Source organism: Streptomyces sp. NPDC093111, assembly GCF_040683955.1.
In the GTDB taxonomy this organism is placed as follows: Bacteria; Actinomycetota; Actinomycetes; order Streptomycetales; family Streptomycetaceae; genus Streptomyces.
Map to the genome: position 1 here is coordinate 445,600 of NZ_JBFBNW010000004.1, position 15,553 is coordinate 461,152.

Genomic DNA, 15,553 nt, shown 5'->3' on the forward strand with positions numbered 1-15,553 from the left:
AGGGGGCCTTTCACCACCATGAGCGTTGTCACGAACACGACCACGATCGGCGCCATCGAGGCGCCGAGCCGCCGGAACACCGAGCTGGCGCTGCTGGCTTTCGCCGTCGCCATCCCGGTCTTCGCGTACCTGAACGTCGGTCTGGCGATCGACGGCAAGGTGCCGCCCGGCATGCTCGGTTACGGGGCGGGCCTGACCCTGCTCGCGGGCGTCGCGCACCTCGTGGTGCGCAAGTTCGCGCCGTACGCGGACCCGCTGCTGCTGCCGTTGGGCACGCTGCTCAACGGGCTCGGTCTGGTGCTGATCTGGCGGCTGGACCAGTCGCCGCGGCTGATCCAGCGGGCGACGAGCGCGTACGGCTCGTTCAGTCCGGACGCGCCGAAGCAGATGCTGTACTCGGCGATCGGCATCGCCATGTTCGTCGGGGTGCTGCTGGTCCTGAAGGACCACCGGGTGCTCCAGCGGTACACGTACATCTCGATGGTGGCGGCCCTGGTGCTGCTGCTGCTGCCGCTGGTTCCGGGCCTCGGTTCGGACGTGTTCGGCGCCAAGATCTGGATCAACGTCGCCGGTTTCTCCATCCAGCCCGGTGAGTTCGCGAAGCTGGTCCTGGCCGTGTTCTTCTCCGGCTATCTGATGGTGAAGCGGGACGCGTTGGCGCTGGCGAGCCGCCGGTTCATGGGGCTCTACCTGCCGCGTGGCCGCGACCTCGGCCCGATCGTGACGATCTGGGCGGTCAGCCTCCTCATCCTGGTCTTCGAGAACGACCTCGGTACCTCGCTGCTGTTCTTCGGCATGTTCGTGATCATGCTGTACGTGGCGACGGAGCGGACCAGCTGGATCGTCATCGGTCTGCTGATGTCCGCGGGCGGCGCGGTGGTCGTCGGCTCGACCGCGAGCCACGTGCAGTCGCGTGTGGCGGCCTGGCTGGACCCGTTCGGCTGTCTGGAGACGGCCGCCGAGGGCTCCAACATGGCCAACGCCTGTGACCAGATGACGCAGGTGCTGATGTCGTTCGGTTCCGGCGGCATCCTCGGCACCGGCCTCGGCCAGGGCAACTCGGACCTGATCGGCTTCGCCGCGAACTCCGACTTCATCTTCGCCACGGTCGGCGAGGAGCTGGGTCTGGCCGGCGTGATGGTCTTCCTGCTGCTGTACGGCCTGATCATCGAGCGGGGTGTGCGGACCGCGCTCGCGGCCCGCGACCCGTTCGGCAAGCTCCTCGCGATGGGTCTGTCGGGCGCGTTCGCGCTGCAGGTCTTCGTCGTCGCCGGCGGTGTGATGGGGCTCATCCCGCTGACCGGTATGACGATGCCGTTCCTCGCCTACGGCGGTTCGTCCGTGATCGCCAACTGGGCGTTGATCGGTGTCCTGATCCGGATCAGCGACACCGCGCGGCGCCCCGCGCCCTCCCCCGCCCCGAACCCCGACGCCGAGATGACGCAGGTGGTCCGTCCGTGAACAAGCCGCTGCGCCGGGTCGCGATCTTCTGCGGCCTGCTGGTCCTCGCCCTGCTGCTGCGGGACAACTGGCTCCAGTACGTCCGTGCCGACGAGCTCAACGCGAACCCGAAGAACAAGCGGGTGCAGATCGAGCGGTACTCCAACGAGCGCGGGAACATCATCGTCGACGGCAAGCCGATCACCGGCTCCGTCGACTCCGGTGACAACTTCTACGCGTTCAAGCGGACGTACGTCGATGGCCGGATGTGGGCGCCGGTGACGGGGTACGCCTCGCAGGCGTTCGACGCCAACCAGATCGAGAAGATCGAGGACGGCATCCTCACCGGCAACGACGACCGGCTGTTCTTCGACCGCACGCTCTCCATGTTCACCGGGGAGAAGAAGAAGGGCGGCGACGTCGTCACCACCCTGAGCGGGGCCGCTCAGCGGGCCGCGTTCAAGGGCCTCGGCAGCAAGACGGGCGCGGTCGTCGCCATCGAGCCGTCGACGGGCAAGATCCTGGCGCTCGCGTCCACCCCGTCGTACGACCCGGGCTCCTTCGCCGGCTACCACAACAAGGACGCCCAGGCCTGGCAGGCGCTGGAGAAGGACAAGAACAAGCCGAAGCTGAACCGCGCGCTGCGCGAGATCTACCCGCCCGGTTCCGTCTTCAAGGTCGTCACGGCCGCGGCGGCGCTGGAGAGCGGCAAGGTCAAGGACATCAACGCGGCGACGGACACCCCCGAGGGCTGGAAGATCCCGCTCTCCACGGTGCCGATGAAGAACCACGCGAGCGGCTGCACCAACGCCAGCCTGAACGAGGCGCTGCGGGTCTCCTGCAACTCGGTCTTCGCGAAGCTGGGCGACGACGTCGGCCGGGACAAGATGGTCGAGATGGCGGAGAAGTTCGGTTTCAACGCCGAGCAGTTCACGCCGGTGCGTTCCGCGGCGTCCGTGTACGACAAGAAGTCCGACCGCGGTGGCAACGCGCTGTCGTCGATCGGCCAGTTCAACACGGCGACCACGCCGCTGCAGATGGCGATGGTGACGGCGGCGATCGCCAACGACGGCAAGCTGATGAAGCCGTACATGATCGACCAGCTGCGGGCGCCGAACCTGGACATCATCAAGAAGACCGAGCCGGAGGAGCTGAGCCGCCCGGTCTCGCAGAGCACCGCGCAGCAGCTCCAGGCGATGATGGAGAACGTCGTCGAGAAGGGCACCGGCGGCAACGCCGCCCTGGACATCGACGGGGTGCGGGTCGGCGGCAAGACGGGTACGGCGCAGCACGGCGAGAAGAACGCCAAGCGGCCCTACGCGTGGTTCATCTCCTACGCCAAGACCGACCAGGGTTCGCCGGTCGCGGTGGCCGTCGTCGTCGAGGACTCGGAGGGCACCGACCGTGAGGACATCACCGGTGGCGGTCTGGCGGCCCCGATCGCCAAGGCCGTGATGAAGGCGGTACTGAAGAGCAAGAGCTGAGCCGATCCCGGGGTCCGGGGCCGCATACCGGTCGGGTATCAGGTGGCGGCCGACGGACGAAGCGTCGTCCCGCGGCCGGTAGCGTATGCGCGAACAGCACACACCGCCGGACCACACACGGGTGCGGTCGGGACAGACGGAGAGGGCTGGAGTAGCTATGGAAGAGCCGCGTCGCCTCGGCGGCCGGTACGAGCTGGGCTCGGTGCTCGGCCGTGGTGGCATGGCCGAGGTGTACCTCGCTCACGACACCCGGCTCGGCCGCACCGTCGCCGTGAAGACGCTGCGGGCGGACCTCGCCCGCGACCCGTCCTTCCAGGCCCGGTTCCGCCGGGAGGCCCAGTCCGCCGCCTCGCTCAACCACCCGGCGATCGTCGCCGTCTACGACACCGGCGAGGACTACGTCGACGGCGTCTCCATCCCGTACATCGTGATGGAGTACGTGGACGGGTCGACCCTGCGTGAGCTGCTCCACTCCGGGCGCAAGCTGCTGCCCGAGCGCACGCTGGAGATGACCGTCGGCATCCTCCAGGCGCTGGAGTACTCGCACCGCGCCGGGATCGTGCACCGGGACATCAAGCCGGCGAACGTCATGCTGACCCGTACCGGTCAGGTCAAGGTCATGGACTTCGGCATCGCGCGCGCCATGGGCGACGCGGGCATGACCATGACGCAGACGGCCGCGGTGATCGGCACGGCCCAGTACCTCTCCCCGGAGCAGGCCAAGGGCGAGCAGGTCGACGCCCGCTCCGACCTGTACTCCACGGGCTGCCTGCTGTACGAGCTGCTGACGGTCCGGCCGCCGTTCATCGGCGACTCGCCGGTCGCCGTCGCGTACCAGCACGTGCGGGAGGAGCCGCAGGCGCCGAGCGTCTTCGACCCCGAGATCACGCCCGAGATGGACGCGATCGTCCTCAAGGCGCTGGTCAAGGACCCCGACTACCGTTACCAGTCCGCCGACGAGATGCGGGCCGACATCGAGGCATGCCTCGACGGCCAGCCGGTCGCGGCGACCGCCTCCATGGGCGCGGTCGGGTACGGCGGCGGCTACGGCGGCTACCCGCCGGAGGACCAGCCGACGACGGCGCTGCGCCAGGCGGACCCGGCGGGGCAGACGACGATGCTGCCCCCGATGAACGGTGACGACGGCGGCTACGGCGGTTACGACGACCGTCCGGACCGGCGCCGTCAGAAGAAGTCCAGCACCTCGACGATCCTGCTGATCCTGGCGGGACTGCTGGTGCTGGTGGGCGCGATCTTCATCGGTGTCTCCCTCTTCGACAAGAAGGACGGGCCGCAGCAGGTCCCGGTGCCGCAGTTCGTCGGCAAGACGCTGAAGGAAGCGCAGGGGCTGTCGGTCAACTCGCAGGTGAAGGTCGCCCAGACCGGTTCCGAGCGCTGTGACCAGCCGAAGGGCGCGATCTGCACCCAGACGCCGGCCTACTCGCCCACGGCGAAGATGAACGTCAACGAGACGATCTCCGTGATCGTCTCCGAGGGTTCGCCGCAGATCGAGGTGCCGGACGTCACGGAGAAGCAGCAGGCGAGCGCCGAGGACGTGCTGCGCGGCAAGGGCTTCCAGGTCGTCGTGCAGACCGAGGAGTCCGACGAGGACCCGGGCAAGGTCCTGAAGCAGGACCCCCAGGGCGGCACGCAGGCGGAGAAGAACTCCAAGGTCACCATCACCGTGGCCAAGAAGCAGAAGTCGCAGCTGCCGGACGTCACGAGCCGCACCTACGACGTCGCCGTCCAGCAGCTGCAGGTCCTCGGCTTCACCAACGTCTCCCGCCAGGACGTGGACTCCGAGCAGCCCATGGGCACGGTCGTCGACCAGAGCCCGAAGGGCAGCACGGACCAGTCCAAGGACGTGCAGATCGTGCTGAAGGTCTCCAAGGGCCCGCAGCAGAACACCCAGCCCGTCCCCCCGATCGTCGGCATGACGATCGACCAGGCGCGGGCCACCCTCACGGCGCTCGGCTACCAGCTGGGCAACGTCGACGGCCCGGCGAGCGGCGACGCCCGGATCAAGGAGCAGGACCCGCAGCCCGGCACGCAGGGCCAGCCGAACCAGTCGGTCAACGTGAAGACCGAGAAGGACGGCAACGGCGGCGGGGGCTGGTTCGGCTAGAACCGGCGCGCCCACCCTGTGGGCAGGTCGTACGAGTAAGCCCCGGCATCCTGGATGCCGGGGCTTACTTCGTTCTCCAGGGGAGCCGGTCAGCGGAGCTCGGCCGGCGGGGTGCGGCGGGCGTCGACCTTCTCGGTGCGCTCCAGCTCGCCCCAGACGATGTAGCGGTAGTCCGAGGTGTACATCGGGGTGCAGGTCGTCAGGGTGATGTAGCGGCCCGGGCGGGTCTTGCCGGACTCCTTGGGGACGGGCTGCAGGACGTCCACGTTGTACTTCGTGGTCTCCGGGAGCGTCTTGTAGACCTTGTAGACGTACCAGGTGTCCTTCGACTCGAAGACGATCGAGTCGCCGTTCTTCAACTTGTGGATGTTGTGGAACTTGGCCCCGTGCCCGTCGCGGTGCGCGGCGAGGGTGAAGTTGCCCTGCTTCTGCTGCGGCAGCGCCGCCTTGATCGGGTCGACGTAGTAGCCGGCGACACCGTTGTTGAGGACCTCGCTGTCGGTGCCCTTCTTCACGAGCACCTCGCCGTTGCCCATGGCCGGCACGTGCAGGAAGCCGATGCCGTCCTTGGTGTCGAGCGCGCCGGGGCCGCTGTCGGCCCAGTGGTCGCGGACCTGGTCGCCGTCCTTGTCGGCGGCCCGGTCGGCGATGACGTTGGTCCACCACAGCGAGTAGACGACGAAGAGGCCGAGGACCAGACCGGCGGTGATGAGGAGTTCGCCGAAGACGCTGATGAACCCGGCGATCCGGTTGCGCGCACGTGACACTGGGTCGTCCCGTCGAAAGTGGGTGGTCTCGATGGGGCTCAGCCTACGAGCGCGGCCGGCTTCCCCTTGCTGCGCGGGCGTTCGTCGACCAGCTTTCCCCACACGATCATGCGGTACGTGCTCGTGAACTCGGGCGTACAGGTGGTCAGCGTGATGTAGCGGCCCGGCTTGGTGAAACCGGAACCCTTCGGCACGGGGTCGATCACGGAGACGTTCGACGGCGAGGTCTGCGGCAGGATGCTCGCCATCTCGTACGTGTAGTACGCGTCCTGCGTCTCGACGACGATCGGGTCGCCGGGCTTCAGCTGGTTGATGTACCGGAACGGCTCGCCGTGCGTGTTGCGGTGGCCGGCGACGGCGAAGTTGCCCTGCTTGTCGGCGGGCATGGCGGTCTTCAGCTTGCCCTCGCCGTAGTGGCCGACCATGCCCTTGTCGAGGACCTTGGGCTTGCTGATGCCCTCGGCGATGGGGGCGACCACGTCCAGCTTGGGGATGTACATGATGGCGAAGCCCTGCCCGGGCTCGAAGGCGTCGGGCCGGCTCTGGCCCTTCGACCAGGAGTTCTCGATCTGCGCCTTGGCCTGGTCGGTCTCCTGGCCGGCCCGGACGTTCGTCCACCACAGCTGGTAGGTGACGAAGAGCAGCATGACGACGCCGAAGGTGATGAAGAGTTCACCGACGACCCGGCTGAGGACGACGCCCACGCTGTCCTTGGCGGCGCGGGCGGCCCGCCGGGCCTCGACGCGCGAGAGCGGGGCGGCGGGCTGGGACGCGGCGGCTGGCTCGGCCGCCCGCCCCTTGCGCCGGGCGGCCCGGCGCCGCTCGGCCCGACCGGGCCCCGGCAGCGGCGCGGCGCCCTGCTCGGCGGGGCGCGGGGCGGTCGCCCCGTCGCGGTCGGACTCGTCGCGGTCGGCCTCCGCGTACGGCGGCTCCGCATGCGTCGGCTCCGCATGCGTCGGCTCCGCGTACGGCGCGTCGGCGTACGCCGGCTCGGCATACGTCGGGTCGGCGTACGCGGGCGGGTCGGCGGCCACCGGCTGGTACGGCGTTTCGGCGTACGAGGGGTCGGCGTACCGCGGCTCGGCGGCGGCCTGCGGGTACGGCGCCTGACGCGTCGGCTCGTACGGCGCCGTGTAAGGCGCCTGGTACGCCTCCTGGGGCGTCAGGGGCGCCTGAGGGGCCTGGTATGCCTCCGGGGCCGGTATCGCCTCGTAGACGGCCGTCTCGGCCTCGTACGCGGGCGGTACGGGCCCGGGGGCGTAGCCCTGCGGGGGTACGGGTCCGGGGGCGGGGGTCCGCTGGGGGTCCGGCTCGTCCTCCGGACCGTGCGTGGCCCGGAACCACGGCGACCCGGCCGTCACGCGACGGCCTTGCCCACCACCGGCGCGAGTCCCGCCGACCGCGCGACGGCCCCCTTGTCGCCGCACTGCTCCAGCCAGTTGGCGAGCATCAGGTGGCCGTGTTCGGTGAGCACCGACTCGGGGTGGAACTGGACGCCCTCGACCGGCAGTTCCCGGTGGCGCAGCCCCATGATGATGCCGTCCTCGGTGCGCGCGGTGACCTCGAGCTCGGCCGGCAGGGCGGCGGGCTCGGCGGCCAGCGAGTGGTAGCGGGTCGCGGTGAACGGCGAGGGCAGGCCCTGGAAGACGCCCTTGCCCTCGTGGGTGACGGGCGAGGTCTTGCCGTGCAGCAGCTCGGGCGCGCGGTCCACGACGCCGCCGTAGGCGACGGCCATCGACTGCATGCCCAGGCAGACGCCGAAGACGGGCACCCCGGTCGCGGCGCAGTGGCGCACCATGTCGATGCAGACCCCGGCCTGTTCGGGCGCGCCGGGTCCGGGTGACAGCAGGACGCCGTCGAAGCCGTCCTGGGCGTGGCTCAGCTCGACCTCGTCGTTGCGGAGCACCTCGCACTCGGCGCCGAGCTGGTAGAGGTACTGGACGAGGTTGAAGACGAAGCTGTCGTAGTTGTCGACGACGAGAATGCGCGCGCTCACTGGCCGTCCACCGTCACATCGTTGAACGGAAGCAGCGGCTCCGCCCAGGGGAACACGTACTGGAAGAGGGCGTAGACGACCCCCAGGACGAGCACGACCGAGATCAGTGCCTTGGCCCAGGCGTTGCCCGGCAGATGCCGCCAGATCCATCCGTACATGACGTCCGCCGCCCCTTCCGTTCGTTACGGGGACCAGAGTACGGGGCGCGGGGGCGCTGGGGGGTCAGCTGTCCAAAGCCTGTGGACGCCCGTCGGTCACCGGCTGGGTGGCGTCCAGGTGGGCCCAGACGATCAGGCGGTGGCTGCTGCCCCACTCGGGGTCGCAGGTGGTGAGGGTGAGGTAGCGCCCCGGCCCGCGGAAACCGGACTTGCGGGGTACGGGGTCGATGACGGCGACGTCGGTGGGCACGGTCCGGTAGGGCGCGCGGTCCACCCGGTACGTGTACCAGGTGGTGCCGTCGGTGAGGACGACGGCGTCGCCGCGGCGCAGCCGGGGGAAGTCCTTGAAGGGGTCGCCGTAGGTGCGGCGGTGGCCGGCGACGGCGAAGTTCCCGGTCCCGCCGAGGCGGGTGGTGCCGGTGTAGTGGCCGAGGCCCTTCTTCAGGGTGCCGGTCGAGGTGCCCTCCAGGACGGGCCACTCCCAGTCGCCGCCGAGGCGGGGCACGTACATGACGGCGAAGCCCTTGCCGGGCGCGTACGGCTTCGGGGGCGTCGCCGCGCGGGGGGCGCCGGCCGCCGCGACGGGGCGGTCCACCCACGCGCGCTGGAGGGTGTCGAGCTGGCCGGCGGTGGCGCTGTCGGCCTGCACACCGGTCCAGTACAGGACGTACACGACGAAGAGGACGATCAGCGCCCCGGCGGTGATGCACAGCTCGCTGAAGCTCCGTACGGCCAGGCGCAGGGCCCGCCCTCCGGCCGTCGGCCGGGCCGGTCGCACCCTCGTCCCCGCCGTCACGGCACCTCGGCTCCCCCCGGTCGGCTGGCCGGTCAGCTCACCGGCTTCGCGTAGTGGAGGTCCACTGTGCCCGAGTAGCCGGGCAGAGTCACCGCCTTGTGCTCGTCGACTTTCCAGCCGAGGCCGTAGGCCTTCACGTACAGCTGGTAGTTCTGCAGGGCGGGGGAGCCGGCGAGGGCCTTGCTCAGCTTGCCGCGGTCACCGACGGCGGTGATCTTGTAGGGCGGCGAGTAGACGCGGCCCTGGAGGATCAGGGTGTTGCCGACGCAGCGGACGGCGCTGGTGGAGATGAGCCGCTGGTCCATGACCTTGATGCCCTTGGCGCCGCCCTGCCACAGCGCGTTGACGACGGCCTGGAGGTCCTGCTGGTGGATGACCAGGTCGTTGGCCTGCGGCTCGGGGTAGCCGGGCGCGGCCTGGGCGTTCGGCGGGGCGTCGTCGAGGGTGACGGTGAGGCCGGGGCCGGCCGTCTCGGCGGTGCCCGCGGCGCTCTCCAGGGCGCGCAGCCGCGCGTCCTGCGCCGTGGTGGAGCCGTCGTCGCGGGCGGCCAGGGCGTCGACCTGACGGCGCAGGGCGGCGGTGCTCTCGTCGAGGCCGGCGTTCTTGTGGCTGCGCTCCTCGATCAGGTCCGAGAGCCTGAGGAGGGAGGCGTCGGTGCGCAGGTTGGTGCCCTTGGCCGTGTTGAAGCTGGTGACGAAGATCAGTCCGGCGAGGGCGAAAACGGCAGCGGTGAGCACCCGGACGGGGCGCCACCTCGTGGTTCGGCCCGGCCCTGTGGGAGTGTCGGCGGAATTGCTCAACGTACCCTGATCCCCTTCGGTGCCGCGGAACCACTACGCTAACGGACGCCCGGGGGACGCAGCGGTCCTCCTGCGTCACATCCCGGCGCCAGCCACAGTTCCCTGCGCGGTCACGCAGCGCATCGACAGGAGAGTCCCTCGTGCCGAAGTCACGGATCCGCAAGAAGGCCGACTACACGCCGCCGCCCGCCACCAAGCAGGCCGCCTCCATCAAGCTGACGAACCGCAGCTGGGTGGCGCCCGTGATGCTGGCGCTCTTCGCCATCGGGCTGGTGTGGATCGTGGTCTTCTACGTCACCGACGGCACGCTGCCGGTCAAGTCCATCAACAACTGGAACATCGTGGTCGGCTTCGGCTTCATCGCCGCGGGCTTCGGCGTCTCGACGCAGTGGAAGTAGCGGTTCACCCCGCTCCTCGTCAAGCTCTGCCCTGAGGTTATCCACAGCGTTGTGCACAGCACTGGATAACTTACGAAGATCTGTGGATAACTCCGAGGGTGTTGACGCCGGTACGACCGCGCCGACTCCATCGAGAGGACTCCTCGCCCCTCACCTCTGAGAGAAAGTGCCTGCTCAGAGGTGGGGGGCGCAGTCATGTCCAGACCAAGGTGACGCTGTGGCCACGCACTGTGGATAACTCTGGGGAAAGCTCGCCCCACGACCTGTCCCCAGCTCGTCCACAAGCGGTCCCGCTCAGGTGAGCGCGGCGGTCCGGTAGAGCACGATCCCCAGGTCGACCAGCAGCACCAGGCCGCAGACCCCGTACTGCACCAGCTCCCGCCGCGCCCGCGGCGCGTGCACCATGGCGAAGGTCACCAGCGCTCCCCCGACGAGACCGCCGATGTGCGCCTCCCAGGAGATCCCCGGTCGGGTGAACGTCAGCAGCAGCGACAGCGCCACGAAGAGGAAGACCGGCCGCATGTCGTAGCGGCGCCGGCGGGCCAGCACCACCCAGGAGCCGATCAGGCCGTAGACGATGCCCGAGGCGCCGAGCGAGGCCTGGTTCGGGGCGTCCACGAGATAGACCAGGGCGGAGCCCGAGAGGCCCGACAGCAGGCAGAGCAGCGTGTAGCGGATACGGCCCAGCTCCGGCTCCACGATCCCGCCGATGACCCACAGGCCGATCATGTTGAAGAGGAAGTGCGGGATCTCCTGGTGCAGGAACGCCGAGGTCAGCAGCCGGTACCACTCGCCGTCCGCGACCCCGACGACCTCGCCGAGCACCGGGTTGTAGGCGTAGCCGATCATCACCAGCTGGTCGGTGAACCAGTCGCCGAGGACCTGGACCGCGATGAACAGCGCCAGGTTGATCCCGATCAGGATCTTGGTGACGAGCCGCCCGTCGCTCTCCATCCGGCCGCCGGCGAGCGTCTTCGGCCGGTTCGCGTCGGGGGCGTGCCCCGTGCCGGAGCCGTTGCGCACGCAGTCGGGGCACTGGAAGCCGACGGACGCCGAGACCATGCACTGCGGGCAGATCGGCTTCTCGCAGCGGGTGCAGCGGATCCCGGTCTCGGTGTCCGGATGGCGGTAACAGCGCGGCAGACCGGACTGCGGGTCCATGAGGCGTCCTCCCGAGGACGAGGCGACTGAAGCGGCGGGGCAGCGGGGCGTCTGGGACCACGCGGTCGACAGAACGCCCCGCCCTCCTGACGGACGGGCGGGGCACCAAGGTTCCCGTACGGGGGACGGGCAGATGTGCGAGCCGAGGGTACGGGCCCGGGGTCAGCGCTTCTCGACGACGACCCGCTCGATGACGACGTCCTCGACCGGGCGCTCCGTGCGCGGGTTGGTCTCGGCGGCGGCGATCGCGTCCACGACCCTCTTGCTCGCCTCGCCGACGACCTCGCCGAAGATCGTGTGCTTGCGGTTGAGCCAGGTCGTCGCGCCGACCGTGAGGAAGAACTGCGAGCCGTTGGTGCCCGGTCCCGCGTTGGCCATCGCGAGCAGGTAGGGCTTGTCGAAGAAGAGCTCCGGGTGGAACTCGTCGGCGAACTCGTAGCCCGGCCCCCCGGTGCCGTTCCCCAGCGGGTCGCCGCCCTGGATCATGAAGCCCTTGATCACCCGGTGGAAGACCGTGCCGTCGTACAGCGGGTCCGTGGTGACCGCGCCGGTCGCCGGGTGCGTCCACTCGCGCCCGCCCTGGGCGAGCTCGACGAAGTTCCTGACCGTCTTGGGGGCGTGGAACGGCAGCAGCCGAATCTCGATGTCACCCTGGCTGGTCTTCAGAGTCGCGTACAGCTGCTCGGCCACGATCCGCCTTCCTCCACCTGTGCACCGGCGCTTCTGCGCCCGCGGTCCGATCCTCGCATGCCCCGGATGCCCGCCCCGCATGCCGGACAGCGGTCGGACAGGCATGATTCCGAAAAGGATGGAAAGGTGAAAAACCGACATCGCCACCGAGGAGGAGGAATCCTGTGACCCGCATGGACAGCGTGCGCGCCGCGACAGGTTCGGCGAAGGAGAGCGTGCTGCACGCCGCGGAAGTGGTGGCGCCGTACGCGGAGACGGCCAGAGACCAGGCCGTTCAGTATGCGCAGGAGGCGCGCGACAAGCTGGGCCCGAAGGTCTCCAAGGCCGCGTCGCAGGCCCGCGCTCAGGCGCGTCAGCAGTACGACTGCCATGTCGCACCGCATGTACCGCCGCGGGTCGACGAGGCCGCGCATCGTGCGGCGGCCGTGACCCGCAAGGCCGCCCGTCAGGCGACCGACTACACCGTTCCGCGTGTCGAGCACGCGGTGGCAGCGACCGCTCCGGTCCTCGACGAGGCCGGGTCGCGTTCCACTGCCGCCTGGGCCGCGCTGCGCGGTCAGGTGACTCCGAGGGACATCGAGAAGCTCGTGAAGCAGCACGAGCGCCGGGCCAGGGCCGGACGCGTCGCCAAGGGACTCGCGGTCCTCGGCGTGCTGGCGGTGGGCGCGTTCTGCGCCTGGAGGTGGTGGGACAAGCAGGCCAACCCCGACTGGCTGGTCGAGCCGCCCGCTCCCACCGAGGTGGACGAGGAGACCGGGCTGTCGTCCGTCGACGACGGCGGTGCGTCACTCGATCCCGAGGTGGCGGCCAAGGAGGCCGACGCGGAGGCCACGGACCACGACGAGGAGCGTCGCTGATCGCAGGCCGGTCGGCGTACGGGGCACGGACGGACGCGAGGGCGTACGCGGGACATCCCGCCGCGCCCTACGCGGCCGTCGCGGCCAGATCGGCCTGCGCGGTCCGGCCGCCCTGCGCGGTCTGCGCGGTCCGGCCGCCCTGCGCGGTCTGCGCGGTCGGAGCGCCCTGCGCGGTCTGCGTCCGCAGGGCCGGGCCGGTCAGGTCGTCGGTGCCGCGGAGGCCGGCCGGGTCGGTGCCGGCCGGGGTGCTGTCCGCGCGCAGGTGCCGGACGGCGGGGGAGGAACCGTGCGCCTCGGCGCCGATCCGCTGCTTGATGGTCGGCGGCAGCGCGCGGCCCTGCGGCGTACGCCACTGATGGCTCCGCTGTGCCGGTACGGAGACGGCGGGACGGGCCGCGACGGTCCCGGCGCCACCGGCGACGGCCGGCTCCTCGCCCTGCTGGAGGGCGGGCTGCTGGGCGGCGGTGGCGGTGCCCGCCAGGCCGAGGGAGGCGAGCAGGGCGAAGAGGACGGAGATGAAGGCGGTCCAGAACTGCTTGACCTTGGCGGTGGCCATGACCCCTCACTTTCGTGACGTTATGGGCGGTATCCGATTTCTCGGATGGTTCATTTCGGATTGCGAGCTTTTCGTACCTTCCTCATGATGTGTACGGGGTCCGGGATTCCCCGGAGCGACGCCGCGTCCGCGCAGTTCTTCCGATGAACACCACCCGTCCGGCTCAGTGGGCGCCGGCCGGCTCCCCCGCGCCCGGCACCGGCACGCCCGCCCGGGAGCGCTCCGCCCAGCGCACCGCCGGCCCCGTCGCCAGGCCCGCCACCAGGAAGATCCCGCCCAGGACCAGCCAGCCGGCCGCGCCCCAGCCGATCAGGAGCGTGGTGACGAGCAGCGGCCCGAGGGTCCTGGCGACCGGCACGCCGGTGCCGTAGAAGCCCTGGTACTGGCCGATCCGGTCGGCCGGCGCGAGCCCGAGGCCGATCTGCCAGGAGCCGGCGGAGTGGCGCATCTCCGCGACCACCTGGAGGATCGCGCCCAGCACGAGCACCCCGACCGTCGGCCAGGGCCCGAACCCGGCCGCCGTCACCGCGAACACCGCGCACGAGGCCAGCATCACCAGGCTGGAGCGCCCCACCGCCCGGGTGGCCCCGGGCAGATCGGTCACCGAGCGCGCCGCCCGCACCTGGAAGAGCATCACCGCGCCGGTGTTGAGGACGAAGAGCGCCGAGACCGTCCAGCCGGGCGCCGTCGTGCGCTCCACGATCCACAGCGGCAGGGCCAGGCTGAGCAGCGGCAGCCGGAGCAGCAGCAGTGCGTTCAGGAGCGTGAGCAGGGCGTACGGGCGGTCCCGCAGCACCACGAGCCGGTCCGGGCCGTCGGCCGCGGCCCCCGTGCCGGGCAGCGGCGGGAGGCCGCGCAGCACCAGGGCGCAGACGAGGAAGCCCAGGGCGTCGAGGGCGAAGACGGCGAGGTACGCGCCGCGCGTGCCGGCGTGCAGGGCGAGGCCGCCGAGCGCGGCGCCGACGGCGAGCCCGGCGTTGAGGGTGGCCTGGATCCTGGCGAGCATCCCGACCCGGTCGGCCGGTTCGACGAGTCCCGCGAGCAGGGCCTGGCGGGCGGCGGCGAGCCCGCTCTGGGCGGTGGCGTACACCGTGGCGGCGATCAGGAACGGCACGAAGGAGCGGATGAGCAGGAAGGAGGCGACGGCCCCCGAGGTCGCCAGGGCGAGCAGGACAGAGGTGCCGCGCGGTCCGCGCCGGTCGGCCAGGTGTCCGAGCGGCACACCCGCGATCGAACCGATGCCCCAGGCGACGGCGAGTCCGGCGCCGATCTGGGGGGCGGAGAGCCCGACGACCAGCGCGAAGTAGAGGGCCGAGGTCACATAGAACGCTCCGTCGCCGACGGAGTTGCTGAGCTGGGCGAAGAGCAGCGCCCGGTGGGTGCGCGGGACGGTTCCACGGGAGTTCGGCATGGACACGACGTTAGGGCCCGGTGGCCCACACTTCCTGGTCCATTCATCCCCCGCGCGACTGGGCCACTCGCCCACCCGTCGGGGCCCACGAGAAAACCCCTCCCGGCCCGCGTAGACGCGGGTCGGAAGGGGTTTCCGGCAAAACTCTGGGAGTGGAGCCTAGGGGAGTCGAACCCCTGACATCTGCCATGCAAAGACAGCGCTCTACCAACTGAGCTAAGGCCCCGGAGTGACAACAGAGTACCGGGTCTCCCCCCGTATCCCGCAAAAGGATTGGGACTCCCCGTCGGCGACCACGCTCCGTAAGATGCTGATCGAGGTTCGCAGTGGCGAACCGCAGGGATGGGGAGAAGTAATGGATACAGCGCAGCAGGAAGCCACGGCCAGAGCCAGGGAGCTTCAGCGCAGTTGGTACGGGGAGCCGCTGGGGGCGCTCTTCCGTCGCCTGATCGACGATCTCGGGCTGAACCAGGCCAGGCTCGCGGCCGTGCTCGGGCTTTCGGCACCCATGCTCTCCCAACTGATGAGCGGCCAGCGGGCCAAGATCGGCAACCCGGCCGTCGTCCAGCGCGTCCAGGCCCTGCAGGAGCTCGCCGGCCAGGTCGCCGACGGCAGCGTCAGCGCCGGCGAGGCCACCGACCGGATGGACGAGATCAAGAAGTCCCAGGGCGGTTCCGTCCTGACCGCCAGCGGCCAGGCCACCAGCGGCGTGGGGGCGCCGACGGTGCGCCGGGTGGTCCGCGAGATCCAGTCCCTGCTGCGCTCGGTCTCCGCGGCCGGCGACATCATCGACGCGGCGGACGCCCTCGCCCCGGCCCACCCCGAACTGGCAGAGTTCCTCCGGGTGTACGGCGCCGGGCGCACCGCCGACGCGGTCGCGCACTACGAGGCGCACCAGAACTGACGCCGGACGG

16 protein-coding genes and 1 tRNA gene are annotated in these 15,553 nt (G+C 70.4%); 6 read left to right on the forward strand and 11 right to left on the reverse strand.

What is annotated here, in order from left to right; translation table 11 throughout:
• Positions 1-18 precede the first annotated feature (18 nt).
• The 3 genes from AB0Q96_RS09110 (at position 19) to pknB (ending at position 5,049) form a co-directional block, all read left to right on the forward strand.
• On the forward strand, positions 19-1,461 hold the full coding sequence (locus AB0Q96_RS09110; protein WP_365323202.1) for an FtsW/RodA/SpoVE family cell cycle protein: 1,443 nt from the start codon (positions 19-21) through the stop codon (positions 1,459-1,461).
• Positions 1,458-2,924 (forward strand): penicillin-binding transpeptidase domain-containing protein, encoded by a 1,467-nt coding sequence (locus AB0Q96_RS09115; RefSeq protein WP_365323204.1) that lies wholly within the window; start codon positions 1,458-1,460, stop codon positions 2,922-2,924. The genes AB0Q96_RS09110 and AB0Q96_RS09115 overlap by 4 nt, the downstream gene beginning before the upstream one ends.
• A 157-nt stretch (positions 2,925-3,081) precedes the next feature.
• Positions 3,082-5,049 carry a Stk1 family PASTA domain-containing Ser/Thr kinase gene (gene pknB / locus AB0Q96_RS09120; RefSeq protein ID WP_365323206.1) on the forward strand — a complete coding sequence of 656 codons (1,968 nt, stop codon included), beginning with the start codon at positions 3,082-3,084 and terminating at the stop codon, positions 5,047-5,049.
• 89 nt (positions 5,050-5,138) lie between these two features.
• On the opposite strand, the gene AB0Q96_RS09125 is transcribed toward pknB, so the two are convergent.
• From AB0Q96_RS09125 to AB0Q96_RS09150, 6 genes are all read right to left on the reverse strand, one after another.
• Positions 5,139-5,816 (reverse strand): class E sortase, encoded by a 678-nt coding sequence (locus AB0Q96_RS09125; RefSeq protein WP_365323208.1) that lies wholly within the window; start codon positions 5,814-5,816, stop codon positions 5,139-5,141.
• Between the two features lie 38 nt (positions 5,817-5,854).
• Entirely contained in the window at positions 5,855-7,177 is a 1,323-nt protein-coding gene (locus AB0Q96_RS09130; RefSeq protein WP_365323209.1) for a class E sortase, read from the reverse strand.
• The gene (locus AB0Q96_RS09135) at positions 7,174-7,812 is read right to left on the reverse strand and encodes an aminodeoxychorismate/anthranilate synthase component II (RefSeq protein WP_329422143.1); all 639 of its coding nucleotides are present in this window, start codon (positions 7,810-7,812) and stop codon (positions 7,174-7,176) included. Before AB0Q96_RS09135 ends, AB0Q96_RS09130 begins: the two co-directional genes overlap by 4 nt.
• Positions 7,809-7,970, reverse strand: coding sequence for a hypothetical protein (locus AB0Q96_RS09140; protein ID WP_365323211.1), 162 nt, complete (start codon positions 7,968-7,970; stop codon positions 7,809-7,811). The genes AB0Q96_RS09135 and AB0Q96_RS09140 overlap by 4 nt, the downstream gene beginning before the upstream one ends.
• Before the next feature lie 64 nt (positions 7,971-8,034).
• On the reverse strand, positions 8,035-8,712 hold the full coding sequence (locus AB0Q96_RS09145; RefSeq protein WP_365323331.1) for a class E sortase: 678 nt from the start codon (positions 8,710-8,712) through the stop codon (positions 8,035-8,037).
• A gap of 86 nt (positions 8,713-8,798) precedes the next feature.
• Positions 8,799-9,566 carry a DUF881 domain-containing protein gene (locus AB0Q96_RS09150; RefSeq protein ID WP_365323213.1) on the reverse strand — a complete coding sequence of 256 codons (768 nt, stop codon included), beginning with the start codon at positions 9,564-9,566 and terminating at the stop codon, positions 8,799-8,801.
• 140 nt (positions 9,567-9,706) lie between these two features.
• On the opposite strand from AB0Q96_RS09150, the gene crgA reads away from it, so the two are divergent.
• On the forward strand, positions 9,707-9,964 hold the full coding sequence (gene crgA, locus AB0Q96_RS09155; RefSeq protein ID WP_046908700.1) for a cell division protein CrgA: 258 nt from the start codon (positions 9,707-9,709) through the stop codon (positions 9,962-9,964).
• Positions 9,965-10,258: 294 nt separating this feature from the next.
• On the opposite strand, the gene AB0Q96_RS09160 is transcribed toward crgA, so the two are convergent.
• Both AB0Q96_RS09160 and AB0Q96_RS09165 read right to left on the reverse strand, forming a co-directional pair.
• On the reverse strand, positions 10,259-11,125 hold the full coding sequence (locus tag AB0Q96_RS09160; RefSeq protein WP_365323215.1) for a rhomboid family intramembrane serine protease: 867 nt from the start codon (positions 11,123-11,125) through the stop codon (positions 10,259-10,261).
• 162 nt (positions 11,126-11,287) lie between these two features.
• On the reverse strand, positions 11,288-11,815 hold the full coding sequence (locus AB0Q96_RS09165; protein ID WP_365323217.1) for a peptidylprolyl isomerase: 528 nt from the start codon (positions 11,813-11,815) through the stop codon (positions 11,288-11,290).
• Between the two features lie 164 nt (positions 11,816-11,979).
• Here AB0Q96_RS09165 and AB0Q96_RS09170 point away from each other — a divergent pair, with 164 nt between their 5' ends.
• Complete coding sequence (locus tag AB0Q96_RS09170) at positions 11,980-12,672, forward strand: DUF5324 family protein (RefSeq protein ID WP_365323218.1); 693 nt, start codon at positions 11,980-11,982, stop codon at positions 12,670-12,672.
• 67 nt (positions 12,673-12,739) lie between these two features.
• Here AB0Q96_RS09170 and AB0Q96_RS09175 read toward each other — a convergent pair whose 3' ends face one another.
• From AB0Q96_RS09175 to AB0Q96_RS09185, 3 genes are all read right to left on the reverse strand, one after another.
• Entirely contained in the window at positions 12,740-13,228 is a 489-nt protein-coding gene (locus AB0Q96_RS09175) for a DUF6344 domain-containing protein (protein WP_365323220.1), read from the reverse strand.
• Between the two features lie 163 nt (positions 13,229-13,391).
• Positions 13,392-14,639, reverse strand: a complete 1,248-nt coding sequence (locus AB0Q96_RS09180; protein WP_365323222.1) for an MFS transporter — start codon at positions 14,637-14,639, stop codon at positions 13,392-13,394.
• 153 nt (positions 14,640-14,792) lie between these two features.
• A tRNA-Ala gene (locus AB0Q96_RS09185) sits at positions 14,793-14,865 on the reverse strand.
• A gap of 129 nt (positions 14,866-14,994) precedes the next feature.
• Here AB0Q96_RS09185 and AB0Q96_RS09190 point away from each other — a divergent pair.
• The gene (locus AB0Q96_RS09190; RefSeq protein WP_365323224.1) at positions 14,995-15,543 is read left to right on the forward strand and encodes a DNA-binding protein; all 549 of its coding nucleotides are present in this window, start codon (positions 14,995-14,997) and stop codon (positions 15,541-15,543) included.
• Positions 15,544-15,553 lie beyond the last annotated feature (10 nt).

Excerpts from the sequence above, each read along its gene's own strand:
- AB0Q96_RS09160 (WP_365323215.1), bottom strand. The coding sequence starts at position 11,125 with ATGGACCCGCAGTCCGGTCTGCCGCGCTGTTACCGCCATCCGGACACC.
- AB0Q96_RS09180 (WP_365323222.1), bottom strand. The coding sequence starts at position 14,639 with ATGCCGAACTCCCGTGGAACCGTCCCGCGCACCCACCGGGCGCTGCTC.
- AB0Q96_RS09110 (WP_365323202.1), top strand. The coding sequence starts at position 19 with ATGAGCGTTGTCACGAACACGACCACGATCGGCGCCATCGAGGCGCCG.
- AB0Q96_RS09140 (WP_365323211.1), bottom strand. The coding sequence starts at position 7,970 with ATGTACGGATGGATCTGGCGGCATCTGCCGGGCAACGCCTGGGCCAAG.
- AB0Q96_RS09190 (WP_365323224.1), top strand. The coding sequence starts at position 14,995 with ATGGATACAGCGCAGCAGGAAGCCACGGCCAGAGCCAGGGAGCTTCAG.
- AB0Q96_RS09175 (WP_365323220.1), bottom strand. The coding sequence starts at position 13,228 with ATGGCCACCGCCAAGGTCAAGCAGTTCTGGACCGCCTTCATCTCCGTC.
- pknB (WP_365323206.1), top strand. The coding sequence starts at position 3,082 with ATGGAAGAGCCGCGTCGCCTCGGCGGCCGGTACGAGCTGGGCTCGGTG.